This is a genomic window from Burkholderia sp. AU6039, from assembly GCF_002223365.1.
Classification (GTDB): Bacteria; Pseudomonadota; Gammaproteobacteria; order Burkholderiales; family Burkholderiaceae; genus Burkholderia.
Genome location: NZ_NKFK01000003.1, coordinates 1,706,430 through 1,732,015, shown reverse-complemented (window position 1 = coordinate 1,732,015; position 25,586 = coordinate 1,706,430). Strand labels below are relative to the sequence as shown.

Genomic DNA, 25,586 nt, shown 5'->3' with positions numbered 1-25,586 from the left:
GCGCCTGCTCGCGTGCTCAGCGCGGCGGCGTCGCGTCGAGGTCGAACGTGAACGCGCGCTCGAACGTGCCCGGGCGAACGGTGCGGTGCGAGCCGTCGTCGTCGCAGCGCTCCTTGATCTCGACCGTCAGCCGCACGCCTTCCTTCATCGTGACGCGCAGCGCGGTCGTGCCGCGCGTACCGTATTCAGGCGTCTCGATGAACGCAGCCGACAGCGCACGCTCGCGTTCGATCGGAATGCCGGTGTGCGGCAGTGCGTCGTCGTCCGCGACATGCGGGTCGCGCATCAGCGCGATCAGTTCGTCGAGCGACGGGGTCGGATTGTCGGTGAGCAGCGTGCCGAGCTCCGCGCGCTTGCGCACCACTTTCGGCCAGGGCGTATCGAGTCGCGCGTTCGACAACGCATGCACGCCGGGCGCGATCGCGACGGGTGCGGAGACAGCACTTTCGCCCTCGGGCGCGCGATTGCAGAACCACGCGAGCTCACGCCGTCGCCAGTCTCCGACGAGCAGGTTGAAGCCGTTGTAGACGGCCGCATGCTCCGCGAGCCGCCCGAGGTAGTCGAGCGGCGCGACGGACGGGCCGCCGAGGAAGTCGGACACGAGCTTGCCGCGGGTCGGCGCGCCCGCGCGGATGTCGAACGGCGCGCGGTAGTTCGTCAGCGCGGCGAAACGGCCGTCGCGCGATACGCCGAGCCACGTGCCGCCCGCTTCGAGATCGCGGCCGGCCAGCACGCCCGGTACATCTTCCCACCACGAGAGCGGCGCGCTGGTCCGACGAAAGAACTCGTCACGGTTGGCGGTAAGGGTAAAGACGGGACCGGCGGCGACATCGGGCTGCCAGTCGAAGGCAATCAGACACATCGGGCGAATCTCTCGCAGGAAACATCGGGCGCCGGCTGCGACTCGCGAGCCGGCGCGCGAACGGGTTGTCAGTGCATCACGCTTCCGTCGGCCACGCGTACGGCAGCGTATCGAATGCGAGCACCGGGCCGTCGGCCGAACCGAGGTGCACCGTGCCGCTGTCGAGCGCGGCGAGCTTGATCTCGACGAGCGCGTCGACACCGCCCGCGGGTGCGGCCGCCGCGTTGACGATCATCCCGCAGGGCTGGCCGGGATCGTCGCTGTGGAACAGCTCGACGCCGGCATGCACGGTATCGGCCTCGCCGGCGACGTGCGCGAGCGCCGTGCGGCGCTTGATCGTGCCGCGGTACTGGCTGCGCGCGACGATTTCCTGGCCCGGGTAGCACCCTTTGCGAAAGTTGACGGCGCCGATCACGTCGAAGTTGACCATCTGCGGCACGAACTGTTCGACGGCCGGCTGCGTGATGCGCGGTTCGCCCGCGCGGATGTCGAGCCAGTCCCAGACGGCCGGCGACACGACCGGCAGCGACCCGCCGAGCGCGGCGATGCGCGCGTCGACTTCGGCACGCGGGCCGATCCACAGATAGCGCTTGCGGCCGGCTGCATCGGGTACGCGGATCAGCGTGCCGGCGGGGCCGTCGACCTTCACGTGCACGCCATCCGGCAGCGCGTCGAAGATGCCCGACAGCGCGTCGCGCACGTCGCCCGCGAAACCGACCACCGCGAGCGTGTCGCTCGCATCCGTCAGCTTCGCCTTGGCGCGCAGCACGAACATCGACAGCCGCTTCTGCACGGCGGCCTGCACGTCCTTCGACACCAGCAGGCGCACGCCGTGGCCGGCGCGCCACGCGAGGAACGAGCCGAGGAGGCGCCCCTTCGGCGAGCAATAGCCGGACAGCCGCGCGCTCGCGGCGTCGAGATGTTCGATGTCGTTGGTGAGCTGGCTGTGCAGGAACGTCGCGGCATCATCGCCGGCCACGTCGATCACGCCGAACTGCGGCAACGGCATGCAGGCGCCCGGCGCATCGAAATCGGCGGCGGACGGACGGGGGAAAACGGGGAGCGAGGCGGGTGCGGCCTGGACTGCCGGTGAAGCGAACGGTGTGCTCATGGAATGAGGGAACAGTCAACCCTGACTTTGACGGAGGCGAGCAAGTATTATATGGGTCTTACCTGAGTCACGTTTCCATGTCCCTACTGAAGAAATGCGCCGCGACGATCGTGGCGCTGGCCGTCGTCGTGGCCGCTGCCGGCGCGGGCGGCGGGTATTATTGGGCAACCCGGCCACTGCTGCTGGGTTCGGCATCGCTCGACGTCACGATCAAGCCGCGCAGCAGCGTGAAGAGCGTCGCGCTGCAGTTGAAGCGTGGCGGCGTGCCGGTCGCGCCGCTCGGCTTCGTTGCGATGACGCGCGTGCTCGGGCTGTCGAGCCGGCTCAAGTCCGGCAACTACGAATTCAAGACCGGCATCACGCCTTACGAGGTGCTGCAGAAGATCGCGCGCGGCGACGTAAACGAGTACGTCGCGACCGTCATCGAAGGCTGGACCTTCAAGCGGATGCGCGCGGAACTCGACTCGAACCCCGATCTTGCGCACGCGACGGCCAGCATGAGCGACGCCGAGCTGCTGCGCGCGATCGGCGCGCCGGACAGCGCGGTGCAGCGCGGCAGCGGCGAGGGGCTGTTCTTCCCCGACACCTATCTGTTCGACAAGGGCACGAGCGACCTGAACATCTACCGGCGCGCGTACCATCTGATGCAGACGCGTCTCGACGAGGCCTGGGCCTCGCGCGTGCCGGGCCTGCCGTACAAGACGCCTTACGAAGCGCTGACGATCGCGTCGATCGTCGAAAAGGAAACGGGCCATGCGGCCGACCGCGCGTTCGTCGCGGCCGTGTTCGCGAACCGGCTGCGCATCGGCATGCCGCTGCAGACCGATCCGTCGGTGATCTACGGGCTCGGCGACGCGTACGACGGCCGCCTGCGCAAGCGCGACCTGCAGGCCGACACTCCTTACAATACCTACACCCGACGCGGGCTGCCGCCGACGCCGATTGCGTTGCCGGGCGTGGCCGCGCTGCAGGCGGCGATCAATCCGGCACCGACGAGCGCGCTCTATTTCGTCGCGAAAGGCGATGGCACGAGCGTGTTCTCGGACACGCTCGGCGACCACAACAAGGCCGTGGACAAGTACATACGAGGTCAATAATGGCGAGCGGTAAATTCATCACGTTCGAAGGCATCGACGGGGCGGGGAAGACCACCCACCTGCAATGGTTCTGCGAACGCCTCCAGGGCAAGCTGGCCGCGGCCGGCCGGCAAGTCGTCGTCACCCGCGAGCCGGGCGGCACGCAGCTCGGCGAGAAACTGCGCGAGATCCTGCTGAACCAGCCGATGGATCTCGAGACGGAAGCGCTGCTGATGTTCGCCGCGCGCCGCGAGCATCTCGCGCTCGTGATCGAGCCGGCGCTCGCGCGCGGCGACTGGGTCGTGTCCGATCGCTTCACCGATGCGACGTTCGCGTACCAGGGCGGCGGCCGCGGGCTGCCGCGCGACAAGCTCGAGACGCTCGAGCGCTGGGTGCAGGGCGGTTTCCAGCCCGACCTGACGGTGCTGTTCGACGTCGCGCCGCAGGTGGCGAGCGAGCGCCGCGGCGCCGCACGCATGCCCGACAAGTTCGAAAGCGAGTCCGACGCGTTCTTCTCGCGCACGCGTGGCGAATACCTGCGGCGCGCGGAAGAGGCGCCGCACCGCTTCGCGATCGTCGATGCGACGCAGACGATTCCGGAGATCCGCCAGCAGCTCGAACGCGTGCTCGCCGCGCTGTAATTCGCAAGGAACGCACCCCATGATCTATCCGTGGCAGACCGACGACTGGAACCGCCTGCAGCAACTGCGTGCGCAATGGCCGCACGCGCTGCTACTGCATGGCCAAGCCGGGATCGGCAAGCTGCAGTTCGCGCAGCATCTCGCGCAGGGCTTCCTGTGCGAATCGCCACAGCCGAACGGCGAGCCGTGCGGCACCTGCGCGGCCTGCACCTGGTTCTCGCAGGGCAACCATCCGGATTACCGGATCGTGCTGCCCGAGGCGCTGGCAGGCGAGGCGCCGGGCGCCGCGGACGACGCGAAGGCGGCCGACGCGGACGAAGGCGGCAAGAAGACGCGGGCGCCGAGCAAGGAAATCAAGATCGAGCAGGTGCGTGCGCTGCTCGACTTCTGCGGGGTCGGTTCGCACCGCGGCGGCGCACGCGTCGTCGTGCTGTATCCGGCCGAAGCGCTCAACGTCGCCGCGTCGAACGCGCTGCTGAAAACGCTGGAGGAACCGCCGTCCGGCGTCGTGTTCCTGCTCGTGTCGGCGCGCATCGACCGCCTGCTGCCGACCATCATCAGCCGCTGCCGGCAGTGGCCGATGGCGGTGCCGGCGCCCGACGCGGCCGCGGCGTGGCTCGCCGCGCAGGGCGTCGATCAGGCGCCGGCGCTGCTCGCCGAGGCCGGCGGTGCGCCGCTCGCCGCGCTGGCGCTCGCGAGCGACGAGAACCGCCCGCTGCGCGACTACACGCTCGGGCAGCTCGCGGCCGGTGCGGCCTGCGACCCGTTCGCGTGCGGCGAGACGCTGCAGAAACTGCCGGTGCCGCTGGTGCTCGGCTGGCTGCAGCGCTGGCTATACGATCTGCTCGCGCAGCGGATGGCGGGCGCGCCGCGCTACTTCCCGATGCACGCGGCGGCGCTCGCGCGCTGCGCGGAAGCGGTCGATGCGAACGCGTTCGCGCGCTTCATGAGGGCCGTGACGCGGCAGCGGACGGTCGAGAACCATCCGCTCAACGCGCGGCTCGTATTCGAGGAATTGTTTCTCGGATACCGGGAAATGTTCGCATGATCCGGCATTGTTTCTCGTGGGTTGTGAAACGATGACGGGCCCACGCCGCGACGCGACCGTGGCCGTCCGGCCCGCGAACGCCGCCCGTTGCCGCATGCCGGCGCGCGCATGAGCGCCCGCCTTACGTATTCAGGAAACACGATGTTCGTCGACTCTCACTGCCATATCAATTTCAAGGGCCTGGCCGACCGCCTGCCGGCCGTTCTCGAGAACATGCGCGAGCACGACGTCACGCACGCGCTGTGCGTGTCGGTCGATTTCGAGACGCTGCCGGAGGTCCTGGCGATCGCGGACGCGCACGACAACGTCTATGCGTCGGTCGGCGTGCATCCCGATCACGAGGACGTGCACGAGCCGACGCTCGCGGAGCTCGTCGAGCTGGCCGCGCACCCGAAGGTCGTCGCGATCGGCGAAACGGGCCTCGACTACTACCGTCTCGAAGGCCGCTCGATCGCCGACATGGAATGGCAGCGCGAACGCTTTCGCACGCATATCCGCGCCGCGACCGCGACGATGAAGCCGCTGATCATCCACACGCGCTCGTCGTCGGAGGACACGCTGCGGATCATGGCCGAGGAGCGCGCGGACGTGCCGGGCGGCGTGATGCACTGCTTCACCGAGCCGTGGCCGGTGGCCGAGCAGGCGCTCGCGCAGAACTTCCATATCTCGCTGTCGGGCATCGTCACGTTCAAGAATGCGACCGACGTGCAGGACGTCGCGCGGCGCGTGCCGCTCGACCGGCTGCTGATCGAGACCGACTCGCCGTACCTCGCGCCGGTGCCGTATCGCGGCAAGCCGAATGAACCTGCGTACGTCAGCCATGTCGGACGCTTTATCGCATCCGAGCGCGGGATCGCCGTCGAGGCGCTTGCCGATGCGACGACGCAGAACTTTTTCCGGCTGTTCAAGATCGCCCGCTAACGACGGGCGCACAGCCGACAACCCAGGGAAGGAGCCCACAACAATGACGAAGCCGACCAACCATCTGCCGAAACGTGCACTCGTTGCCGCCGCGCTCGTTGCGAGCGGCCTGTTCGCGGCAGCCGGCGCGCATGCCGAATCGCTCGATGCGATCGTCAAGGCCGTCAAGTTCGACGACATCGCCGACATCGGCAAGCAGCTCAAGAGCGGCAAGCTCGACCCGAACACGATCGCGCCGAACGGCGACCCGCTGATCGTGATCGCCGCGCGCGAGAAGTCCGACAAGGTCGCGGCGGCGCTCGCCACGACGCCGAACGTCGACCTCGAGAAGGAAGACAAGGCTGGCGAAACCGCGCTGATGCTCGCGTCGCTGAACGGCGACGTCGGCCTCGCGAAGCTGCTGATCGACAAGGGCGCGGAAGTCAGCAAGAAGGGCTGGGCGCCGCTGCACTACGCGGCCACCAATGGCCAGGATGCAGTCGTGAAGCTGCTGCTCGACCACGACGCGTACATCGATACCGCCTCGCCGAACGGCACGACGCCGCTGATGATGGCCGCACGCGGCAACCATCCGTCGACGGTCACGCTGCTGCTCGACCAGGGCGCCGATCCGCAGGTGAAGAACCAGCTCGGCATCACCGCGCTCGAATTCGCGAAGCACTACAACGCGCCGGACGCGATCGAGATCCTGAGCAAGCGGACGACCCGCATCGGGGCATCGACGCCGGCAGAGGCGCAAAAGAGTGCAAAATGACGGTTTTCGGTGCGGCAGACGGTGCCCGCCCGGCCGGTTTCCGGCCGGAGCAGGGCGTCCCGGCGCCGCGCCGGCCAAGGCAGCAGGCGGCCTCGGGCCGCATTGACATAAGGAACACCATGTTGCGCGCAATGTTTTGTGCCGCGGCGTTTGCCGTGCCGTTGTCGGCGGCGGCTTTCACGGGCGCTGATCTCGACCGGCTGTGCGCGAAGACGGACGTCAAATCGCGGGCGTCGTGCGCGGCCTACATCGAAGGCGCCGCCGACGGCGTCTACAACACCATCGATGCGATCGGCGGCACGACGGGGCCGCGGGTCGGCCAGTATTTCTGCCTGCCGCCCGACATCCGGGCGCAGCAGATGACCGACGCGGTGCGCAAGTACATCGCGGAAAATCCGAAGCTGGCCGACTACAACGCGAGCACCGCGGTGTCGCTCGGTCTCGGCAAGGCGTTTCCCTGCAGGAGCGGCAACTGACCTGACGCCGTGTCCGGGCCCGCGCGCGGCCCGGGCGTCGCCGACGCATCCAGGACGAGGCGTGCGCGCCTCATAACCCACGGGCGCCGATGATTTCAATCGAGGAACTGCAGCGCATCACCGATGCGCCGTTGCATTCATGGCTCGGCACGCTGGCCGTGTCCGTCATCGTCTTGCTGGTCGTCACGGTCGTGCACCGTCTCGGCGCACGCATCGTCAAGCGCATCGCGCAGCCGTATCCGTTGATGAGCGCGATCCTGCGCTACATCGACCGGCCGTCGCTCGTCGTGCTCGCGCTGCTGGCGCTCGAATTCCTGTGGGTCCAGGCCGACGACGGCATGGCGTTCGTGCGCGGCATGCGCACGGCGGCGGCGGTCGGCTCCATCGTTTCGCTCACGTGGCTGCTGGTGCGACTGGCGGCCGGCGTCGGCGACGCCATTATCCAGGCGCATCCGATCGACACGGCCGACAACCTCCAGGCCCGGCGCATCCATACGCAGGCCAAGGTGCTCGTGCGGACCGTGATGGTGCTGATCGTGATCATCGGCACCGGCGCCGCGCTGATGACGTTCCCGAACGTGCGCCAGGTCGGCGCAAGCCTGCTGGCGTCCGCCGGCGTCGCGGGCCTGGTCGCCGGTATTGCCGCACGGCCGGTGCTCGGCAACCTGATCGCCGGGCTGCAGATCGCGCTCACGCAGCCGATCCGGCTCGACGACGTGGTCGTGATCCAGGGCGAGTGGGGGCGCATCGAGGAAATCACGGGTTCGTTCGTGTCGGTGCGGCTGTGGGACCAGCGGCGCCTCGTCGTGCCGCTGCAGTGGATCATCGAGAACCCGTTCACGAACTGGACGCGCAGCAGCTCGCAAATCATCGGCACGGTCTATCTGTCGGTCGATTACCGCACGCCGCTCGCGCCGCTGCGCGAGGAACTCGCGCGGCTCGTCCACGCGGCGCCGGAGTGGGACGGCCGCGTGCAGGTGCTGCAGGTGACCGACGCGACGGAGCGCACGATGCAGTTGCGCGCGCTCGTGAGCGCGGCCGATTCGTCATCGTGCTGGGACCTGCGCTGCCGCGTGCGCGAAGGGTTGATCGCCTACCTGCAGGACCGCTATCCGCAATGCCTGCCGCGCAGCCGGATGGAACTGTATCCGCACGATGCCGCGCCGGACGCGCCGAATCCCGAACGGCCGCACGCGCGCTCGCCTGCCGCCAGCACGGCGGCCAATACCGCGGCCGACCCGCAGACCGCCGAAGGCCGCTGACAGCGGCCCGCATGCTCACCGTCCATCGTCATGACCGCGCTGAACACGCTCGCCATCGCCAATTACCGCTCGCTGCGCGAGCTGATCGTGCCGCTCGCGGCGCTCAACGTCGTCACGGGGCCGAACGGCAGCGGCAAGTCGAGCGTGTACCGCGCACTGCGGCTGCTCGCCGACACCGCGCAGGGGCGCGTCATCCCGTCGCTCGCCCGCGAAGGCGGGTTGCCGTCGACGCTGTGGGCCGGCCCCGAGCGCTTTTCAAGGGCGATGCTGGACGGCGATATGCCGGTGACGCCCTTGGTGCGCAGCGGGCCGGTGAGCCTGAAGCTCGGCTTCGCCTGCGACGATTTTGGCTATGCGATCGATCTCGGCATGCCGGTGAAGAACGACGCGACGCAGTTCTCGCTCGATCCAGTGGTGAAGCGCGAGTGCATCTGGGGCGGCGCGATGTTGCGCCCGTCGACGTTGCTGGTCGACCGGCAGGGCGCGCAGATCCGCGCGCGCACCGCATCGGGCGACTGGCAGACGATTCCGCAGCCGGTGGCCAGCTTCGACAGCATGATGACCGAGTTCGCCGATCCGACCGGCGCCCCAGAGATGATCGCGGTGCGCGAACGGATCCGCTCGTGGCGCTTCTACGACCATTTCCGGACCGACGCGCAGGCGCCGGCGCGACAGTCGCACATCGGCACCCATACGCCGGTGCTCGCGGACGACGGCGCCGACCTCGCCGCCGCGTTGCAGACGATTCGCGAGATCGGCGACGGCGCGGCGCTCGATGCGGCGCTCGACGACGCGTTTCCCGGTGCGTCGGTCGAGATCGACAATCCGGGCGGCCGTGGCCGCTTCGACGTGCTGATGCGCCAGCCCGGGCTGCTGCGGCCGCTCGCGGCGGCCGAGCTGTCGGACGGCACGCTGCGCTACCTGCTGCTCGCGGCCGCGCTGCTGACCCCGCGGCCGCCGGCGCTGATGGTGCTGAACGAACCGGAGACGAGCCTGCACCCGGATCTGCTGCCGGCGCTCGGCCGCCTGATCGCGCAGGCGGCGCAGCGTTCGCAGGTGCTCGTCGTGTCGCACGCGGCGCGGCTCATCGCGACGCTCGAGCGCGAGGCCGGCTGCGAATCGCTGGTGCTCGACAAGCAGCTCGGCGCGACCGGGCTCGTCGATGCCGATACGCGCGACCTGCCGCCGTGGAAGTGGCCGTCACGCTGACGGGCAGGGCGGCGGCATGCGTTCGGGCGCGATCGTCGCATCGGGGGCCGGATCGGCCCGGCAGGCGGAATGTATCCTGCCTGTAACAACACCCATAAAATGAAAGACGGGCGGTTCCGCGCAGCGGGATCGCCAATAATGAAGGGATATCCGGCTGGCGCTGCATGGGGGGCCGGGGCGCGAAAGCCCGAAGGCCCGCCGGCCGTGACGCAACGGACAGGACACAGGAGACGTGGACCATGAGAATTGCCCAGATCGCGCCGCTGACCGAATCGGTGCCGCCGAAGCTGTACGGCGGCACGGAGCGCGTCGTGTCCTACATCACCGAGGCGCTCGTCGAGCTCGGCCATGACGTGACGCTGTTCGCGAGCGGCGATTCGACGACGCGGGCGAAGCTCGAGCCGGTCTGGCCGCGCGCGCTGCGGCTCGATTCGTCGATCCGCGACCGGGTCGCGCCGCACATGCTGCTGATGGAGACGGTCGCGCGCCGCGCGAAGGATTTCGACGTGCTCCATTTCCACATGGACTACTACTCGTTCTCGGTCTTCAACCGGCAGGAAACGCCCTACGTGACGACGCTGCACGGCCGGCTCGACCTGCCCGAGCAGCAGCCGGTGTTCGACACGTTCAACACGGCGCCGGTGATCTCGATCTCGAACGCGCAACGCCAGCCGCTGCCGCAGGCGAAATGGCTGACGACGGTCTACCACGGGCTGCCCGATACGCTGTACATGCCGCAGCCGGTCGAGCCCCGCTATCTCGCGTTCCTCGGCCGCATCTCGCCGGAGAAGCGCGTCGACACGGCGATCCGCATCGCCCGCCAGTGCGGGCTGCCGATCAAGATCGCCGCAAAGATCGACGCGGCCGACCAGGAATACTTCGAGCGCGAGATCAAGCCGCTCTTCGCGTTGCCGCACGTCGAATTCATCGGCGAGATCGCCGATCACCAGAAGGCCGAATTCCTGTCGGGCGCGCATGCGCTGCTGTTCCCGATCGACTGGCCGGAGCCGTTCGGCCTGGTGATGATCGAGGCGATGTCGTGCGGCACGCCGGTGATCGCGTTCAATCGCGGCGCGGTGCCCGAAGTGGTGGACGAGGGTGTGTCGGGTTTCATCGTCGAGGACGAAATCAGCGCGGTGGCCGCCGTGAACCGCCTGCACCTGCTGCCGCGAGCGCGCGTGCGGCAGCGCTTCGAGGAACGCTTCACGTCGCGCCGCATGGCGCAGCAGTATGTCGACGTCTACCAGTCGGTGATCCGCGCGCAGAAGCGCTCGCGCTTCAAGGTGATCGACTCGACGACCTGACGCGCGAGGCGCACGACGCGCGCGGATGAAAAAACGGCGATGCCCGCAAGGACATCGCCGTTTGTGCATGGCCCGCGCGCGGTGCGCACGGGCGGTGCGCGAGCGTCAGATCTTCAGCTTCGTGACCTTCGTGCCGTTGATCGACACGTCGCCCATCAGGCCCGCGTTCGTCAGCACGACGACCTGGACCGGCGCGGTGGCCGTGTTGGAGTCGACCGCGCCGTTCGCGCCCATCTTCACGAGCGCGACCGACGCGCCTGCGCCGGCTGCCCAGCCGTCCGAGCCGCGGAATTCATCGAGCGCTTCCTGCGTCATGAACAGGAACACGATCGCCTTCGACTGCGCACCGGCCTGCAGGCCGACCGACAGCGACGACGTGTTGTAGTAGCCGACCGTGCTGCCGCCGACGCGCAGTGCGCCGTTGCCGGACTGTCCGCCGACGATGAAGCCGGCCTGGATGACGTCCGGGAAGACGAGCACGCCGCGCGACTTCGCGACGAGTTCGCGTGAACCCTTGACCGTGGAGTACATGCGCGACAGCGTGGCGTCGACGCTCGAGTCGATTGCCTGGCGCTTCGACGCGTTCGTTGCGGCGTTGTCCGGCTTGTCCGGGGTGGTGGTGCAACCGGTGAGCGCGAGGCTACCGACGATGAGCGCCGCGGCGGCTTTCAGCACAAGATTCCGTTTTTGCATCGTTCTTCTCCATCGGATGATGTTCGGAGTGAGTCTCGCTCAGGGAGCGGATCACGTCGGCAGTTATATCACAGCGGATTACAGCCTCTTTTCGTTGCAGCGTGAAAAAGCGTCAAATCGCTCGGGGATGTCGCGGCGCGCCAACGGACGAACCGGCAACCGCGCGCCGACATCGCATCGGCATGCGGGAAACACGGCGCTTGATCGGACGGCGGCGGCTGCCGCGCGCATCAGTGCGTGACAGGTGGAACAGGCGGCTTGATCGGGGGACGGCGCAGCGCGCGGCGGATCAGCGCGATCACGACCCCGCAGGCGAACAGGAACGCGGCCGGCACGACCCAGTAGCCGACGAACGCATGCCACAGGTAGCCTGCGAGCGTATTGCGGCGCACCACGTATTCGTCGCGGGCTGCCTGCTGGCGCGGTGCATTGGCGGCGAGCACGTCGGCCGGGCAGCCGGCCGCGCGCGCCTCGTCAGGATCCCCGTGGCACTTCGCGGCGGCGCCGGCGGCCTGCTGCGCGTCGCTGAGCTGCCAGGTGGTCAGCGCGAGTTGCAGGTCCGCCTTGTTGTACGCCATTTCCTCGCGGATCTCGCGCACGGCGACGATCGCAACGGGCACGGCCCAGAACACGATCACGATCAGCCAGCGGCGGAACCAGCGGTGTTGTCTCCATGCCATCCATGCCTCCGTTTGACGCGTGTGCGCGTCTGTCTCGAGGGCGGCCCGATGGCGCTTCTTGTACTTGGATGGGCCGCGTTGCAGCCATCATAGAAGAAAACGCGGCGAATTGCCGCACCATATGGCGGCGCCGGTACGGCAGGCTGGAAAAGCGGGGCGGGAGGCTGTTGCAACAGCGCGGCGGCGGGGCCGAGCGGGGCGCGTCGATGCGCGTGCAACGAAAACAAAAATGCCGCGCCCGCCGAAGCGCTGCGCGGCATTCGATACGGGAGCGCCGGAACTCAGGCGGCCGGCTGGCTGCTCAGGCAGCTCTTCATGAACGCCTTGCGGTCGTCGCCCTTCTTGCCGGTGGCCTGCGTGTTGCACGCCTTCATCTTTTCCTGCTGCGACATGGCCTTCGCGGGCTTCGCCGACAGGCAGTCCTTCATGAACGCCTTGCGTTCGTCGCCCGTCTTGCCGGCTGCCTGGGTGTTACAGGCCTTCATCTTGTCCTGCTGGCTGTTCGCCGCGAACGCGGGGGAAGCCAGCATGCCGCCGAGAAGCACTGCGGCTACGAGCGATTGGATTTTCATTTCGACACTCCCATGGGGTGAATTGCGTGTTATCGACGCCGTCACGAAGCACCGTGCAATGGCGATAGGGTTGCATCGCACAGCGCGCTCCGATTATGGCAAATCAATGTGAAAACACCAAAACGGCACTTTCTATAACGTTGCGGATGCCACGGCCGTTGACGGCACGTGTTGCCGGACGATCGGGACAAACCATGATGCGCGGCGGCCGGCCTCGGTCGCCGCGCCGGAACCTGGCCGCAAGCCTTTACAATCGCGGCCATGAACACTTCGAATTCCGCATCCCCTTCGTCCGCGTCGGCCCTGCCGCGCATCGCCGTGCTCGCCACCGGCGGCACGATCGCCGGCGCCGCGCCCGACGCAGCCAGCACGGCCGGCTACCAGGCCGGCGCGCTCGGCGTCACTTTCCTGGTCGACGCAGTGCCGGCGCTTGCGTCCGTCGCGCGCATCGACGCCGAGCAGATCGCCAGCATCGACAGCAAGGATCTCGCGCTGCCGCTGTGGAATACGCTCGCCGCGCGGATCGACGCGCTGATGGCCGACCCGGCGGTCGACGGCATCGTGATCACCCACGGCACCGACACGCTCGAGGAAACCGCGTATGCGCTGCACCTGGTCGTCAACGGCGACAAGCCGGTCGTGCTGACGGCCGCGATGCGGCCGGCGACCGCGCTGTCGTCCGACGGCCCGCTGAACCTGCTGAATGCGGTGACGGTGGCCGCACATCCGTCCGCGCGCGGGCAGGGCGTGCTGGTCGCATTCAACAACCGGATCCACGGCGCGCGCGACGTCGTGAAGACGAGCACCTATGCGGTCGATGCATTCCAGTCGCCGGAGCTCGGCGCGCTCGGCTGGGTGCAGGACGGCCGGGTCGAATTCGCCCGCCACGTCACGCGTTCGCGCGACACGCAACTGGCGATCGCCGCCGCGTGGCCGCCCGTCGAAGTCGTCGCGAGCTACGCGGGCGTGACGCGCACGGCCGTCGACGCGCTCGTCGCGGCCGGCGTGCGCGGTCTCGTCGTCGCGGGCACGGGCAACGGCTCGATCCATGCGACGCTGCAGGCGGCGCTGGCCGATGCGGTGAAGGCAGGCGTCGCGGTGGTTCGCGCGTCGCGCGTCGGGTCGGGGCACGTGATGCGCAACGGCGCCGCGAGCGACGATGCGCTCGGCTTCGTGAGCGCAGGGTCGCTGAACCCGTTCAAGGCGCGGGTGCTGCTGATGCTCGCGCTCGCGAACGGCATTCACGGCCGCGACGCGCTGCAGCGCGTGTTCGATACGCTGTGACCGGCTGACCGATACGCGCGGCGCGGGCCGCGCGCGTCACCATGAAAAAAGCAGGCCATCGGCCTGCTTTTTTTGTCCGTCAGTCCGGCAACAATGCTCAGGACTGCGGCGGAATCACGAGCTTCTGGCCCGGGTAGATCCGGTCCGGGCTCGACAGCATCGGCTTGTTCGCCTCGAAGATCACCGGGTACTTGTTCGCGTCGCCGTAGACTTCCTTGGCGATCGCCGACAGCGTGTCGCCCGGCTTCACGTCGTGGTACTGCACTTCCGGATCGTCCGGCTGCAGATCGTCGTCATTGACGCCCGCGACGCCTTGCACGTTGCCGGCCGCGACCTTGACCTTGGCCTTCGTGTCGAGGTCGGCGACGCTGCCCGACAGCGTCACGGTGCGCGATGCGCCGTCGAACGCCACGGTCAGGTTCGACGTGTCGAGACCTTGCGTGTTGATGTAGTTCTTGATGGCATCGGCCGCGGTCTGGTTTGCGGCATTCGGATCTTCAGCGGCTTGCGCATCGGCATGACCCAGCAGTTTTTCACCCGCCTCTTTGATAAACGAAAGAAGACCCATCGTTGCACTCCTTAGGTGGTTGAAAAGAAAACGCGCCGTGAAGTGGCGAAAAAAACACCGCGCTGGGCGCGGTCAACGGAGGTGAACGCTAGCGCGGCGGTTTTCTCGAAAGGCGTGGCGAAAGTGTAGGCGTTCATGACGACGATTGCATGAAAAATCGCACGCTTGAACGTAAAGAAATGTAATACGCGAAATCCGACAGGCGGACACCCGACGACGACGTCTGACCGACCAAGGCTTCCCCGGCGTCGCCGGGTGCCGCTGCGGACCCCACCACGCCGCTCTCAGCCCAGAGCGGCGTTTTTCGCCCCGTCCCGCATGCCATCGGCAGTGCAGGGCGGGGCGCCCCACCGTGATGCGCGAGCGTGTCGCGCATCGATGCGACCGGCCGTGCCGGTCACGTGTGTCTGTCGCGCGCGTCCGCCATCGCAGCGGAAACGCGCATCGTTGCAGCCGTGTTACGCGGCCGGCGTCTGGCCGATCTCGAAGTTCGACATGATCTCGAGCGCGCGCACGAGTGCCGAGTGATCCCATGCCTTGCCGCCGTGCGACGCACACACGCTGAACAGCTGCTGCGCGCTGGCCGTATGCGGCAGCGCGAGGCCGAGCTTGCGTGCGCCGTCGAGCGCGAGGTTCAGGTCCTTCTGGTGCAGCTCGATGCGGAAGCCCGGATCGAACGTGCGCTTCGTCATCCGCGCGCCGTGCACTTCGAGGATGCGCGACGCGGCGAAGCCGCCCATCAGCGCCTGGCGCACACGCTCCGGATCGGCGCCCGAACGTGCGGCGAACAGCAGTGCTTCGCCGACCGCCTCGATGTTCAGCGCGACGATGATCTGGTTCGCGACCTTGCAGGTCTGGCCCGCGCCGTTGTCGCCGACGAGCGTGATGTTCTTGCCCATCTTCTCGAACAGCGGCCTGGCGCGCTCGAATGCCGCCTCCGGGCCGCCGACCATGATTGTCAGCGTCGCTTCGCGTGCGCCGACTTCGCCGCCGGACACCGGCGCGTCGAGGTAGTCGCAGCCCAGTGCGTTGATCTGCTTCGCGAATTCCTGCGTGTCGAGCGGCGAGATCGAGCTCATGTCGATCACGAGCTTGCCGGCCGTCAGGCCCTTCGCGACGCCGTCGTCGGCGAACAGCACGTTACGCACGTCCGGCGTATCCGGCACCATCGAGATGATGATGTCCGCGTTCTTCGCGACTTCGGTCGAGTTCGCGACGACCTTCGCGCTCGTGCGCAGGTCGTCCGGGATCGGGAACGCGCCGTTCACGACGAGCTGGTGGTCGCCCTTGAGCAGGTTGCGCGCCATGTGCGCGCCCATGATGCCGAGGCCGATGAAACCGATGGTTGCCATGTGAAAGTCTCCTATAGGGCTGAAAACGGAAAGGGCGGATCTCAGGCGGCGCGACGCGCCGAGCCCGGTGCGCAGCCGGCGACGCTGTGCAGCCAGCCGAGGCCTTCCGTCGTGGTGGTGCGGGGCTTGTACTCGCAGCCGACGTAGCCGGCATAGCCGAGCCGGTCGAGCAGCGCGAACAGGAACGCGTAGTTGATCTCGCCCGTGCCCGGTTCGTTGCGGCCCGGGTTGTCCGCGAGCTGGACGTGGCCGATCGATGCGAGGTTGCGTTCGATCGTCGCGGCCAGTTCGCCTTCCATGCGCTGCATGTGATAGATGTCGTACTGCAGGAACAGGTTGTCCGAGCCGACCGCGCGGATCACGTCGAGCCCTTCCGACGAGCGGTTCAGCGCGAAGCCCGGGATGTCGAAGCTGTTGCACGGCTCGACGAGCAGGCGGATGCCTTCGCGCTTCAACGCATCGGCGGCAAAGCGCAGGTTGTCGACGATCGTGACGAACGTCTTGTCGCGCGCCGTGCTGGCCGACGGGATGCCGACGAGGCAGTTCAGCTGCGGCACCTTCAGCGCCTTCGCATACTCGATCGCACGGCCAACCCCTTCCTGGAACTCGCCGACGCGATCGGGCAGGCACGCGATGCCGCGCTCGCCCTGGTCCCAGTTGCCGGCGGGCAGGTTGTGCAGCACGAGGCGCAGGCGATGCGTCTCGAGCCGCTCGGCGAGTTCCTCTTTCGCGTACGGATACGGGAACAGGAACTCGACGGCGTCGAAGCCCGCGTCGGCGGCCGCCTTGAAGCGGTCGAGGAACGGCACTTCGTTGAACAGCATGGTCAGGTTTGCAGCAAACTTCGGCATGAGCTAAGCCTCTTCGGTCGGTCAGTCAAAAAATGTCGTGCGGTTCAGTCGAGCATCGAGATCGCGGTCGGTGCGTGCTCGGCCTTTTCGGCGAGATCCTCGAATTCGTTGATCGCGTCGATTTCGGTGCCCATCGAGATGTTCGTCACGCGCTCGAGGATCACTTCCACGACCACCGGCACGCTGAACTCTTCCGCGAGCGTTTGCGCCTGGCGCAGCGCCGGCTCGATCTCTTCCGGCTTGAACACGCGCAGCGCCTTGCAGCCGAGGCCTTCCGCGACGGCCACGTGGTCGACGCCATAGCCGTTCAGTTCCGGCGCGTTCACGTTGTCGAACGCGAGCTGCACGCAGTAGTCCATGTCGAATGCACGCTGCGCCTGGCGGATCAGCCCAAGGTACGAGTTGTTCACGACGACGTGCACGTACGGCAGCTTGAATTGCGCGCCGGCGGCCAGTTCCTCGATCATGAACTGGAAGTCGTAGTCGCCGGACAGCGCGACGATCGGGCGGCTCGGGTCCGCTGCACGCACGCCGAGCGCGGCGGGGATCGTCCAGCCGAGCGGGCCGGCCTGGCCGCAGTTGATCCAGTTGCGCGCCTTGAACACGTGCAGGAACTGCGCGGCGGCGATCTGCGACAGGCCGATCGTGCTGACGTAGCACGTATCGCGGCCGAACACCTTGTTCATCTCTTCGTACACGCGCTGCGGCTTGACCGGCACGTTGTCGAAGTGCGTCTTGCGCTGCAGCGTGCGCTTGCGTTCCTGGCATTCCGCGACCCATGCGCTGCGGTCCTTCAGCTTGCCGGCGGCCTTCCATTCCCGTGCGACGGCGACGAACAGTTCCAGCGCGGCCTTCGCGTCCGACACGATGCCGAGATCCGGGCCGAACACGCGGCCGATCTGCGTCGGCTCGATGTCGACGTGCACGAACTTGCGGCCCTTCGTATAGACCTCGACGCTGCCCGTGTGGCGGTTCGCCCAGCGGTTGCCGATGCCGAGCACGAAGTCGGACGCGAGCATCGTGGCGTTGCCGTAGCGGTGCGACGTCTGCAGGCCGACCATGCCGGCCATCAGCGGGTGGTCGTCCGGAATCGCGCCCCACGACATCAGCGTCGGGATCACCGGCACGCCGATCGTTTCGGCGAACTGGACGAGCAGGTCTTCCGCTGCTGCGTTGAGCACGCCGCCGCCCGACACGATCAGCGGCTTGTCCGCGTCGTTGAGCATCGCGAGCGCCTTCTCGATCTGCGCGCGGGTGGCCGCGGGCTTGTAGACCGGCAGCGGTTCATACGTGTCGATGTCGAATTCGATTTCGGCGAGCTGCACGTCGATCGGCAGGTCGACCAGCACCGGGCCCGGACGGCCCGAGCGCATCAGGTGGAATGCCTGCTGGAACACGCGCGGCACGAGCGCCGGCTCGCGCACGGTGACGGCCCATTTCGTGACGGGCTTCGCGATCGACTCGATGTCGACGGCCTGGAAGTCTTCCTTGTACAGGCGGGCACGCGGTGCCTGGCCGGTGATCGCGAGGATCGGAATCGAGTCGGCGGAAGCGGAATAGAGACCGGTGATCATGTCGGTGCCGGCGGGGCCCGACGTGCCGATGCACACGCCGATGTTGCCCGGGGCCGCACGCGTGAAGCCTTCGGCCATGTGCGACGCGCCTTCGACGTGGCGTGCCAGTACGTGGCTGATGCCACCCGACTTGCGCATGGCCGAGTAGAACGGGTTGATCGCTGCGCCCGGCACGCCGAACGCGGTCTGGATGCCTTCTTTCTCGAGCACGAGCACAGCTGCGTCGACGGCTCTCATCTTGGCCATGAATGTCTCCTTGAATGGGGTGGATCTTGCAAATGGGTCTGTTGGGGACACTTTAGGGATGCAGGAAAGGTTTGATAAGATCAGCCGAAGTCGCTTTTTTCGAAACTAAAAGTATGGAATGACGGCCGGGCGGGGCTTTCCGTCGGTGCCGGCACAGAGACGGAGACGGGAGATGGATCGCTTCAAGCAGATCGAGACGTTCGTGCGGGTGGCCGATGCCGGCAGCCTCGCGGCGGCGGCGCTCGAGGAGGGCGTGTCGCCGGTGGTGCTCGGGCGGCGCATCGACGCGCTCGAAAAGCGTCTCGGCGTGAAGCTGATGTACCGCTCGACGCGGCGGCTGGTGGTCAGCGAGGAGGGCGCCGCGTTCCTCGAGCGTTGTCGCGGCCTCCTGTCCGAATGGGACCAGGCCGAAAACGAGCTGGCCGCCGGGCGCCGCGCGGTCAGCGGCCACCTGATCGTGTCCGCGCCGGCCGCATTCGGGCGCAAGCACGTCGCGCCGCACGCCCCCGGCTTTCTGGTCGACAAACCCGAGATGCAGCTGTCGTTCAACCTGACCGACCGCGTCGTCGATCTCGTGCGCGAAGGCTACGACCTGTCGATCCGGATCGGCGGGGCGGTCGATCCGAACTTCGTCGCGGTGAAGCTCGCATCGAACCGGCGTGTCGTATGCGGCACGCCCGAGTATTTCCGCCAGCACGGCCGGCCGAAGTCGCTCGACGACCTGCTCAAGCACAACTGCCTGGCGTTCAACCTGCAGGGCGGGCAGAACCGCGGCTGGTATTTCCAGCGCCACGGCAAGATCGCGACGATGCGCGTGGCGGGCAATCTCGACTGCAACGACGGCGAGTTGCTGCACCGCTGGGTGGCCGAAGGTCTCGGGCTCGGCTGGCGCTCCACGTGGGAGATCGCCGCGCAGCTCGAGACGGGCGAGCTTGAAACCGTGCTCGACGAATATGCGTTGCCCGACTACGACATCCTCGCGGTCTACCCGCAGCAGCGCTACGTGCCGGCGCGCGTGCGCTACTTCATCGACTACCTGCGCGCCGCTTACGCGAGCCCGGGCTACTGGAGCACCACGCCGTAACCGGCGCGGGCGGCCCGGCCGCAGGACCGACCGGCGATTTTTTACGCTTCGGGCGCGCGGCGCGGGAATAAACTCGACGCAACGACGGTAAGGTCATCAAGCGTGCACGTTGCCAGTCTGTCCGGGCGTCGTGCTCGGAACGGGCGCGGCTTCGGCCGCCGGGACCAGGGAGGCCATGTGGGGCAAGCCGGACAGGCGATCGAAGAGCGGTCGGCAGACGACGCGGTGGCGCGCGGCGAGCGGTTTCGTACGCTCGTGCTGCCGCATCTCGACGCCGCGTACAACCTCGCGCGCTGGCTGAGCGGCAACACCGGCGATGCGGACGACGTCGTCCAGGACGCGTGCATGCGCGCACTGCGCTTCGTCGATTCGTGTCGTGGCGACAACGCCCGGCCATGGCTGCTGACGATCGTGCGTCACACCTGGTACACGGAATGGCGGCGCCGCACGCATGCGCACGAGGTTGCGCTGCCCGACACGCTCGACGACACCGACGTGCCCGACGACTGGCAACCCGCGACCGACGATCCGCTCGCGCACCTGCTGCGCGGAGAGAACGTGCGGCTCGTGAACGAAGCGCTCGCGAAGCTGGCACCCGAATACCGCGAGGTGCTCGTGCTGCGCGAGATGGAGGACCTGAGCTACCGCGAGATTGCGGCGATCGCGGACGTGCCGGTCGGTACCGTGATGTCGCGGCTCGCACGCGGCCGGCGCAAGCTCGCCGCGCTGCTGGGCGGCGAGCCGGCACCGGCGGCCGAAGGCAGGCCGGGCCGTGCGCCGGCTGGCGGAACCGCATCGGAGGCTATCGATGGACTGTAACGAAGCGCGAGCGTTGCTGGACGCGGACGTCGACCGCGAGCTGTCGGCGCCCGATGCGTTGCGGGTCCAGCAGCATGTCGAAGGATGCGAAGTGTGCCGCCGCGAACGCGCGCGGATCGTCACGCTGGTGCAGGCCGTGCGCCAGGCCGACTACCACCGTGCGCCGGATGCGTTGCGGGCCAGCATTCTCGCGAGCCTGCCGGCGGCGGCCGATGCGCCCGGGCGCGAGCAGGCGCAGCCGCAGCCCGAACCGCGGTCAAGGCCGCAGCCGCGTCCGCGCGGCCGCCGCTGGTTTTCGTGGCTGACGGATCAAGGCGGGGCGGCACGCCCGGCGTCGGCCGGCATGGGGCCGCGCGTGGCCGCGCTGCCCGGCCTCGGCTGGGGCGTCGCGCTGCTGGTGGCGCTTGCCGCGGCGGGCGGGATGACGTTGTCCGCCCGCCACGCCGACACCGACCGCACGGTCGACGAACTCGTGTCGAGCCACGTGCGGGCCGACCTGTCGGCGCGCGACATCGACGTGATCTCGACCGACCGGCACACGGTCAAGCCGTGGTTCAACGGCCGGATCGACTATGCGCCGCCGGTCGAGGATCTCGCGGCGGCCGGCTTCGCGCTGGTCGGCGGCCGGCTCGACTACGTCGGGCGGCGTCGCGTCGCCGTGCTCGTCTACCGTTACCGGCAGCACGTGATCGACGTCTACGTGCGGCCGGCCGGGGAGGGGCCGGGGGCGCCGTACACGACCGTGTCGCAAGGCTACGCGCTCGACCGCTGGGAGGCGGCCGGAATGACCTGGTGGGCCGTGACCGACGCCGAACCGTCGGCGCTCGCGGCGTTCAGGACCGCGCTCGATGCGCGACTCGGCGTGACACGCACCGAGTGACGGCGGCGGGCGGCGGCCTGCCGCCTGGCGCGCGTTTCTGTTCCGACCCTGACCGGGAAATGCGCCGAAGAACGCCCGGGCTGCCCGGGTTCGCCCCTTCAAGTCTTTGAAAACATGGCCGAATCCGCGCGCGAATCGTCGATTGGCCTTGCATGCGCCCCGTATCCGGGTTAGAATCTTCGGCTTCTCACTTGCCACACCGGTTCAGACGCCCGGGTGGCTTTAATCCACAAGGAGTGTGTAATGCGTCATTACGAAATCGTATTCATCGTGCACCCCGATCAGAGCGAGCAAGTGCCCGCGATGATCGAGCGTTACAAGACCACGATCACGTCGCACGGCGGTCAGATCCACCGCGTCGAAGACTGGGGCCGTCGCCAACTGGCCTACATGATCGAGAAACTCGCGAAGGCTCACTACGTCTGCATGAACATCGAGTGCGACCAGACGACGCTCGACGAACTCGAACACGCGTTCAAGTTCAACGACGCCGTGCTGCGCCACCTCATCGTCAAGATGAAGAAGGCCGAAACCGGCCCGTCGCCGATGATGAAGGAAGTTCAGCGCGAAGAAGCCAAGAAGGCGGCTGCAGCTCAGCCGACCGAAGCGCAGGCTTAAGTTCGTCATTCATTAAGCCATCAAGGAGCGCGTCACTCACGTGAACAGGTTGCAATTGACGGCAAGCGTCGTCGAACGCGCACCGGTGCGATATACGCCGGCAGGTGTTCCGATCGCAAGCGCCACATTGCATCACCGCACGGAAGTCGTCGAAGCAGGCATTCCCCGTCAGGTCGAAATGACGATTGAGGCGGTGGCGGCCGGTGAGGCGAGTGGCAGGCTGGAGAGTCGTGAAATGGGCGTCGAAACGCTGTTCACGGGCTTCCTGGCAAAGAAAAGCCGCAACGCGAGAACCTTGGTGTTTCACATCACAGCATTGCAGGACATTGGAAAGGACTGAAATCATGCCCCGCCCGACTGGTAAGAAATTCGACAAGCGTCGTCAGCAACAAAACCCGCTCTTCAAGCGCAAGAAGTTCTGCCGTTTCACGGCTGCAGGCGTCGAGCAGATCGACTACAAGGACACGGAAACGCTGAAGGACTTCATCGGCGAAAACGGCAAGATCACGCCGGCTCGTCTGACGGGTACGAAGGCGCACTATCAGCGTCAGCTGGATACGGCCATCAAGCGTGCGCGTTTCCTCGCGCTGCTGCCGTACACCGATCAGCACAAGGCGTAATCAGGCGACGCAATAAGGAGAATTCGAATGCAAATCATTCTGTTGGAAAAAGTCGCCAATCTGGGTAACCTCGGCGACATCGTCAAGGTCAAGGACGGTTACGCTCGCAACTTCCTGATCCCGAACCGCAAGGCTCGCCGTGCAACGAAGGAAGCGATCGCCGAATTCGAAGTTCGCCGCGCCGAGCTCGAAAAGATCGCCGCTGAAAAGCTGGCAGCATCGCAGGCAGTCGGCGAGAAGCTGAACGGCCAGTCGTTCGAAATCACGCAGAAGTCGGGCGTTGACGGCCGTCTGTTCGGCTCGGTCACGAACGGCGACGTCGCGGAACTGCTGAAGAAGGCAGGTTTCGAAGTCGAGAAGCTGCAAGTTCGCATGCCGGAAGGCCCGCTGAAGATGATCGGCGAGCACAACGTCCAGGTCGCGCTGCATACGGACGTCGTCGTCGACGTCACGATCAACGTGATCGGCGACCACGCATAAGCGTACGCAAGCTTTCCGGGCGGCTTCCGCCGTCCGGACAAGGGCAGGCGCCCGGGCAACCGGGGCCTGCCTTTTTTATTGCTCGTTCGCCGGTGGCCGGTATGGCGCCGTCCTGTGTAATTCGCGATAATCCCAACCCATGAACGCGCCGCAAGATCCTCAAATCGAATCGCTGAAAGTCCCGCCGCATTCGGTCGAAGCCGAGCAGTCGGTGCTCGGCGGCCTGTTGCTCGACAACGCGGCCTGGGACCGGATTGCCGACTTCCTGTCGCAGGGCGATTTCTACCGCTACGACCACCGGATCATCTACGAGCACATCGGCCGCCTGATCGCGTCGACGCGCCCGGCCGACGTCGTGACCGTGTACGAAGCGCTGACCACGTCCGGCAAGGCCGACGACGTCGGCGGGCTGGCCTACCTGAACGCGCTCGCACAGAACACGCCGAGCGCGGCGAACATCCGTCGCTATGCGGAAATCGTGCGCGACCGCGCGGTGCTGCGCCGGCTCGTGTCGGTCGCCGACGAAATCTCGGCCGATGCGTTCAACCCGCAGGGCAAGGAAGTCCGCCAGCTGCTCGACGAGGCCGAGTCGAAGGTGTTCTCGATCGCCGAAGAGGGCGCACGCGGCAACCAGGGCTTCCTCGAGATCGGCCCGCTGCTCACGCAGGTCGTCGAGCGCATCGATACGCTGTACCACACGGCGAACCCGAGCGACGTCACGGGCACGCCGACGGGGTTCGTCGACCTCGACCGGATGACGTCCGGGATGCACGGCGGCGAACTGATCATCGTTGCGGGGCGCCCGTCGATGGGTAAGGCACAGCCGCTCGACGCGCGCGTCAGGACGTTGACTGGCTGGAAGCCGATGGGCGAGCTGGCGATCGGTGATGCGCTTGCTTCGGTCGACGGGGCATCGTCGATCGTGACCGGCATCTATCCGCAGGGCGAACGCCAGGTGTATCGGGTCAGCTTTTCGGATGGACGTTCGGCCGAATGCTGCGACGAGCACCTGTGGTGCGTCCATTTCCGCGAGTGGGAAAAGCCGCGAGTGCTGTCGACCGCGGAGATTCGCACGTTGCTGACGCGCGAACGCTACCGGAACCGGTTGTGGATCGACATGCCGACCGGCGAGTTTGGTCATTGCGAGGCGCTGCCGGTTGATCCCTGGGTACTCGGCGCGCTGCTCGGCGATGGTGCGCTCGGCGGGACTGCCGTGCGTTTCAGCGTGAAGGCCGAGGAAACGTTGAACCGGATGCGCGAGCGTGTCGACGTGTCGCTCGAACTTGAATACGCAGGCCAGTACGACTGGCGCATCAAGCGCCGGCGGTCGACGGCCGCAGAGGCCCGGCCGTCCGCCAACCCGCTCAAGGCTGCGCTCGAGCAGCTCGGTGTGTGGGGGAGGACGAGTTACGACAAGTTCATCCCGCGTATCTACCTCGATGCGGACAAGGACGCGCGGCTGGATTTGTTGCGCGGGCTGCTCGACACGGACGGCTGGGTCGAATCGTGGGGTACGGTGCGTTATTCGACCGCCAGTGCGCAGTTGGCGAGCGACGTGCGCGAACTGGCGCGTTCGCTTGGTGCGTGGTGCCAGGTGGTCGAAAAGGCGACGAGCTTCACTGTCGACGGCGAACGCAAGGCCGGTGCGACGGCTTACGTTTGCACGATCAGTCATCCAGATCCGCAGAGCCTGTTCCTGTTCGAGGGCAAGCGCGAGCGGCTGACGGCCGGCCGGACGCGCCGCAAGCTGCCGGTGATTACTGGTATCGAGCCATCGCGCCGGACTGCCACGCAGTGCATCTCGGTTTCGCATCCGTCTCGGCTGTACGTGACCGACGATTACGTCGTGACCCACAATACGGCCTTCTCGATGAACATCGGCGAATACGTCGCGGTCGAGTACGGGCTGCCGGTCGCGGTGTTCTCGATGGAAATGCCGGGTACCCAGCTCGTGATGCGGATGCTCGGCTCGATCGGCCGGCTCGACCAGCACCGGATGCGCACGGGCCGCCTGACGGACGAGGATTGGCCGAAACTGACGCACGCGGTGCAGAAGATGAGCGAGGCGCAGCTCTTCATCGACGAAACCGGCGGCCTGAACCCGATGGAATTGCGCTCGCGCGCACGGCGGCTGGCGCGGCAATGCGGCAAGCTCGGCCTGATCATCGTCGACTACCTGCAGCTGATGTCGGGTTCGTCGCAGGGCGAGAACCGCGCGACCGAAATCTCGGAAATCTCGCGATCGCTGAAGAGCCTCGCGAAGGAACTCGACGTGCCGGTGATCGCGCTGTCGCAGCTGAACCGTGGCCTCGAACAACGCCCGAACAAGCGCCCGGTGATGTCGGATTTGCGCGAATCCGGCGCAATCGAACAGGACGCGGACGTGATCCTGTTCATCTACCGTGACGAAGTCTACAACCCGGACAGCCCCGACAAGGGCACGGCCGAAATCATCATCGGCAAGCAGCGTAACGGTCCGATCGGTCCCGTTCGGCTCACGTTCCTGGGGCAATACACGAAGTTCGACAACTTTGCAGGGGCGCAGACGTTCTACGGCGAGTAACGCCGGTTGTAAAGCCCTAAATCGCCAAACGTTGTATC

The 25,586-nt window shown here is 67.1% G+C and carries 28 protein-coding genes; 18 read left to right on the top strand and 10 right to left on the bottom strand.

Features of this window, described 5'->3' with window-relative positions; all coding sequences use genetic code 11:
* Nucleotides 1-16: 16 nt before the first annotated feature.
* Both CFB39_RS10845 and CFB39_RS10840 read right to left on the bottom strand, forming a co-directional pair.
* On the bottom strand, nt 17-862 hold the full coding sequence (locus CFB39_RS10845) for an NRDE family protein (RefSeq protein ID WP_089473036.1): 846 nt from the start codon (nt 860-862) through the stop codon (nt 17-19).
* Between the two features lie 76 nt (nt 863-938).
* The gene (locus CFB39_RS10840; protein WP_089473035.1) at nt 939-1,973 is read right to left on the bottom strand and encodes a folate-binding protein YgfZ; all 1,035 of its coding nucleotides are present in this window, start codon (nt 1,971-1,973) and stop codon (nt 939-941) included.
* Nucleotides 1,974-2,050: 77 nt separating this feature from the next.
* Here CFB39_RS10840 and mltG point away from each other — a divergent pair, with 77 nt between their 5' ends.
* From mltG to CFB39_RS10795, 9 genes are all read left to right on the top strand, one after another.
* Nucleotides 2,051-3,070: an endolytic transglycosylase MltG gene (mltG, locus tag CFB39_RS10835; protein ID WP_089473034.1), complete on the top strand. Its 1,020-nt coding sequence runs from the start codon at nt 2,051-2,053 to the stop codon at nt 3,068-3,070.
* Complete coding sequence (tmk, locus tag CFB39_RS10830; RefSeq protein WP_069248156.1) at nt 3,070-3,690, top strand: dTMP kinase; 621 nt, start codon at nt 3,070-3,072, stop codon at nt 3,688-3,690. The genes mltG and tmk overlap by 1 nt, the downstream gene beginning before the upstream one ends.
* Nucleotides 3,691-3,709: 19 nt before the next feature.
* Nucleotides 3,710-4,738: a DNA polymerase III subunit delta' gene (locus tag CFB39_RS10825; RefSeq protein WP_089473033.1), complete on the top strand. Its 1,029-nt coding sequence runs from the start codon at nt 3,710-3,712 to the stop codon at nt 4,736-4,738.
* 141 nt (nt 4,739-4,879) lie between these two features.
* A complete protein-coding gene (locus CFB39_RS10820) occupies nt 4,880-5,659 on the top strand; it encodes a TatD family hydrolase (RefSeq protein ID WP_089473032.1) in 780 nt (259 codons plus the stop codon).
* A gap of 43 nt (nt 5,660-5,702) precedes the next feature.
* The gene (locus tag CFB39_RS10815; RefSeq protein ID WP_089425602.1) at nt 5,703-6,413 is read left to right on the top strand and encodes an ankyrin repeat domain-containing protein; all 711 of its coding nucleotides are present in this window, start codon (nt 5,703-5,705) and stop codon (nt 6,411-6,413) included.
* 119 nt (nt 6,414-6,532) lie between these two features.
* Entirely contained in the window at nt 6,533-6,889 is a 357-nt protein-coding gene (locus CFB39_RS10810; protein WP_006485939.1) for a Rap1a/Tai family immunity protein, read from the top strand.
* An 89-nt stretch (nt 6,890-6,978) separates the two neighbouring features.
* Nucleotides 6,979-8,151 carry a mechanosensitive ion channel family protein gene (locus CFB39_RS10805; RefSeq protein WP_089473031.1) on the top strand — a complete coding sequence of 391 codons (1,173 nt, stop codon included), beginning with the start codon at nt 6,979-6,981 and terminating at the stop codon, nt 8,149-8,151.
* 30 nt (nt 8,152-8,181) lie between these two features.
* Entirely contained in the window at nt 8,182-9,360 is a 1,179-nt protein-coding gene (locus CFB39_RS10800; protein ID WP_089473030.1) for an AAA family ATPase, read from the top strand.
* Between the two features lie 239 nt (nt 9,361-9,599).
* Complete coding sequence (locus tag CFB39_RS10795; RefSeq protein WP_089425599.1) at nt 9,600-10,664, top strand: glycosyltransferase family 4 protein; 1,065 nt, start codon at nt 9,600-9,602, stop codon at nt 10,662-10,664.
* Between the two features lie 105 nt (nt 10,665-10,769).
* Here CFB39_RS10795 and CFB39_RS10790 read toward each other — a convergent pair whose 3' ends face one another.
* The 3 genes from CFB39_RS10790 to CFB39_RS10780 form a co-directional block, all read right to left on the bottom strand.
* On the bottom strand, nt 10,770-11,357 hold the full coding sequence (locus CFB39_RS10790; protein ID WP_069248150.1) for a YSC84-related protein: 588 nt from the start codon (nt 11,355-11,357) through the stop codon (nt 10,770-10,772).
* Nucleotides 11,358-11,587: 230 nt separating this feature from the next.
* Nucleotides 11,588-12,037, bottom strand: coding sequence for a hypothetical protein (locus tag CFB39_RS10785; RefSeq protein ID WP_175237174.1), 450 nt, complete (start codon nt 12,035-12,037; stop codon nt 11,588-11,590).
* Nucleotides 12,038-12,318: 281 nt separating this feature from the next.
* Nucleotides 12,319-12,609, bottom strand: a complete 291-nt coding sequence (locus CFB39_RS10780; RefSeq protein ID WP_043188161.1) for a PsiF family protein — start codon at nt 12,607-12,609, stop codon at nt 12,319-12,321.
* A 261-nt stretch (nt 12,610-12,870) separates the two neighbouring features.
* On the opposite strand from CFB39_RS10780, the gene CFB39_RS10775 reads away from it, so the two are divergent.
* Nucleotides 12,871-13,893, top strand: coding sequence for an asparaginase (locus tag CFB39_RS10775; RefSeq protein WP_089473029.1), 1,023 nt, complete (start codon nt 12,871-12,873; stop codon nt 13,891-13,893).
* Nucleotides 13,894-13,990: 97 nt separating this feature from the next.
* Here the strand turns inward: CFB39_RS10775 and lysM are convergent, their stop codons facing one another.
* The 5 genes from lysM to gcl form a co-directional block, all read right to left on the bottom strand.
* A complete protein-coding gene (gene lysM, locus CFB39_RS10770; protein ID WP_039367010.1) occupies nt 13,991-14,461 on the bottom strand; it encodes a peptidoglycan-binding protein LysM in 471 nt (156 codons plus the stop codon).
* Between the two features lie 11 nt (nt 14,462-14,472).
* Nucleotides 14,473-14,598, bottom strand: coding sequence for a hypothetical protein (locus tag CFB39_RS40785; protein WP_256991391.1), 126 nt, complete (start codon nt 14,596-14,598; stop codon nt 14,473-14,475).
* A gap of 321 nt (nt 14,599-14,919) precedes the next feature.
* Nucleotides 14,920-15,813 carry a 2-hydroxy-3-oxopropionate reductase gene (locus CFB39_RS10765; RefSeq protein ID WP_089456353.1) on the bottom strand — a complete coding sequence of 298 codons (894 nt, stop codon included), beginning with the start codon at nt 15,811-15,813 and terminating at the stop codon, nt 14,920-14,922.
* Between the two features lie 41 nt (nt 15,814-15,854).
* Nucleotides 15,855-16,664 carry a hydroxypyruvate isomerase gene (hyi, locus tag CFB39_RS10760; RefSeq protein ID WP_021162122.1) on the bottom strand — a complete coding sequence of 270 codons (810 nt, stop codon included), beginning with the start codon at nt 16,662-16,664 and terminating at the stop codon, nt 15,855-15,857.
* A 44-nt stretch (nt 16,665-16,708) separates the two neighbouring features.
* Nucleotides 16,709-18,484 carry a glyoxylate carboligase gene (gcl, locus tag CFB39_RS10755; RefSeq protein WP_089425596.1) on the bottom strand — a complete coding sequence of 592 codons (1,776 nt, stop codon included), beginning with the start codon at nt 18,482-18,484 and terminating at the stop codon, nt 16,709-16,711.
* A 172-nt stretch (nt 18,485-18,656) separates the two neighbouring features.
* Here gcl and CFB39_RS10750 point away from each other — a divergent pair, with 172 nt between their 5' ends.
* From CFB39_RS10750 to dnaB, 8 genes are all read left to right on the top strand, one after another.
* Nucleotides 18,657-19,568, top strand: a complete 912-nt coding sequence (locus CFB39_RS10750) for a LysR family transcriptional regulator (protein WP_089473028.1) — start codon at nt 18,657-18,659, stop codon at nt 19,566-19,568.
* Between the two features lie 177 nt (nt 19,569-19,745).
* Nucleotides 19,746-20,387 carry an RNA polymerase sigma factor gene (locus CFB39_RS10745; protein ID WP_089473027.1) on the top strand — a complete coding sequence of 214 codons (642 nt, stop codon included), beginning with the start codon at nt 19,746-19,748 and terminating at the stop codon, nt 20,385-20,387.
* Nucleotides 20,377-21,267, top strand: coding sequence for an anti-sigma factor (locus tag CFB39_RS10740; protein WP_089473026.1), 891 nt, complete (start codon nt 20,377-20,379; stop codon nt 21,265-21,267). Before CFB39_RS10745 ends, CFB39_RS10740 begins: the two co-directional genes overlap by 11 nt.
* A 243-nt stretch (nt 21,268-21,510) precedes the next feature.
* On the top strand, nt 21,511-21,885 hold the full coding sequence (rpsF, locus tag CFB39_RS10735; RefSeq protein ID WP_006402295.1) for a 30S ribosomal protein S6: 375 nt from the start codon (nt 21,511-21,513) through the stop codon (nt 21,883-21,885).
* A 40-nt stretch (nt 21,886-21,925) separates the two neighbouring features.
* On the top strand, nt 21,926-22,225 hold the full coding sequence (gene priB / locus CFB39_RS10730; RefSeq protein WP_011657069.1) for a primosomal replication protein N: 300 nt from the start codon (nt 21,926-21,928) through the stop codon (nt 22,223-22,225).
* Between the two features lie 4 nt (nt 22,226-22,229).
* Nucleotides 22,230-22,505: a 30S ribosomal protein S18 gene (gene rpsR / locus CFB39_RS10725; RefSeq protein ID WP_006486248.1), complete on the top strand. Its 276-nt coding sequence runs from the start codon at nt 22,230-22,232 to the stop codon at nt 22,503-22,505.
* A gap of 27 nt (nt 22,506-22,532) precedes the next feature.
* On the top strand, nt 22,533-22,985 hold the full coding sequence (gene rplI, locus CFB39_RS10720; protein WP_021156519.1) for a 50S ribosomal protein L9: 453 nt from the start codon (nt 22,533-22,535) through the stop codon (nt 22,983-22,985).
* 139 nt (nt 22,986-23,124) lie between these two features.
* Entirely contained in the window at nt 23,125-25,548 is a 2,424-nt protein-coding gene (gene dnaB / locus CFB39_RS10715; RefSeq protein WP_089473025.1) for a replicative DNA helicase, read from the top strand.
* Nucleotides 25,549-25,586 lie beyond the last annotated feature (38 nt).

Coding starts and splice junctions, on each gene's coding strand:
- CFB39_RS10785 (WP_175237174.1), bottom strand. CDS start 12,037: ATGGCATGGAGACAACACCGCTGGTTCCGCCGCTGGCTGATCGTGATC.
- CFB39_RS10750 (WP_089473028.1), top strand. CDS start 18,657: ATGGATCGCTTCAAGCAGATCGAGACGTTCGTGCGGGTGGCCGATGCC.
- CFB39_RS10845 (WP_089473036.1), bottom strand. CDS start 862: ATGTGTCTGATTGCCTTCGACTGGCAGCCCGATGTCGCCGCCGGTCCC.
- hyi (WP_021162122.1), bottom strand. CDS start 16,664: ATGCCGAAGTTTGCTGCAAACCTGACCATGCTGTTCAACGAAGTGCCG.
- CFB39_RS10800 (WP_089473030.1), top strand. CDS start 8,182: ATGACCGCGCTGAACACGCTCGCCATCGCCAATTACCGCTCGCTGCGC.
- CFB39_RS10780 (WP_043188161.1), bottom strand. CDS start 12,609: ATGAAAATCCAATCGCTCGTAGCCGCAGTGCTTCTCGGCGGCATGCTG.
- CFB39_RS10840 (WP_089473035.1), bottom strand. CDS start 1,973: ATGAGCACACCGTTCGCTTCACCGGCAGTCCAGGCCGCACCCGCCTCG.
- CFB39_RS10765 (WP_089456353.1), bottom strand. CDS start 15,813: ATGGCAACCATCGGTTTCATCGGCCTCGGCATCATGGGCGCGCACATG.
- gcl (WP_089425596.1), bottom strand. CDS start 18,484: ATGGCCAAGATGAGAGCCGTCGACGCAGCTGTGCTCGTGCTCGAGAAA.
- mltG (WP_089473034.1), top strand. CDS start 2,051: ATGTCCCTACTGAAGAAATGCGCCGCGACGATCGTGGCGCTGGCCGTC.
- CFB39_RS10820 (WP_089473032.1), top strand. CDS start 4,880: ATGTTCGTCGACTCTCACTGCCATATCAATTTCAAGGGCCTGGCCGAC.
- CFB39_RS10825 (WP_089473033.1), top strand. CDS start 3,710: ATGATCTATCCGTGGCAGACCGACGACTGGAACCGCCTGCAGCAACTG.
- CFB39_RS10775 (WP_089473029.1), top strand. CDS start 12,871: ATGAACACTTCGAATTCCGCATCCCCTTCGTCCGCGTCGGCCCTGCCG.
- CFB39_RS10815 (WP_089425602.1), top strand. CDS start 5,703: ATGACGAAGCCGACCAACCATCTGCCGAAACGTGCACTCGTTGCCGCC.
- CFB39_RS10740 (WP_089473026.1), top strand. CDS start 20,377: ATGGACTGTAACGAAGCGCGAGCGTTGCTGGACGCGGACGTCGACCGC.
- CFB39_RS40785 (WP_256991391.1), bottom strand. CDS start 14,598: ATGAACGCCTACACTTTCGCCACGCCTTTCGAGAAAACCGCCGCGCTA.
- CFB39_RS10810 (WP_006485939.1), top strand. CDS start 6,533: ATGTTGCGCGCAATGTTTTGTGCCGCGGCGTTTGCCGTGCCGTTGTCG.
- CFB39_RS10795 (WP_089425599.1), top strand. CDS start 9,600: ATGAGAATTGCCCAGATCGCGCCGCTGACCGAATCGGTGCCGCCGAAG.
- rpsR (WP_006486248.1), top strand. CDS start 22,230: ATGCCCCGCCCGACTGGTAAGAAATTCGACAAGCGTCGTCAGCAACAA.
- CFB39_RS10805 (WP_089473031.1), top strand. CDS start 6,979: ATGATTTCAATCGAGGAACTGCAGCGCATCACCGATGCGCCGTTGCAT.
- rplI (WP_021156519.1), top strand. CDS start 22,533: ATGCAAATCATTCTGTTGGAAAAAGTCGCCAATCTGGGTAACCTCGGC.
- lysM (WP_039367010.1), bottom strand. CDS start 14,461: ATGGGTCTTCTTTCGTTTATCAAAGAGGCGGGTGAAAAACTGCTGGGT.
- CFB39_RS10790 (WP_069248150.1), bottom strand. CDS start 11,357: ATGCAAAAACGGAATCTTGTGCTGAAAGCCGCCGCGGCGCTCATCGTC.
- rpsF (WP_006402295.1), top strand. CDS start 21,511: ATGCGTCATTACGAAATCGTATTCATCGTGCACCCCGATCAGAGCGAG.
- dnaB (WP_089473025.1), top strand. CDS start 23,125: ATGAACGCGCCGCAAGATCCTCAAATCGAATCGCTGAAAGTCCCGCCG.
- tmk (WP_069248156.1), top strand. CDS start 3,070: ATGGCGAGCGGTAAATTCATCACGTTCGAAGGCATCGACGGGGCGGGG.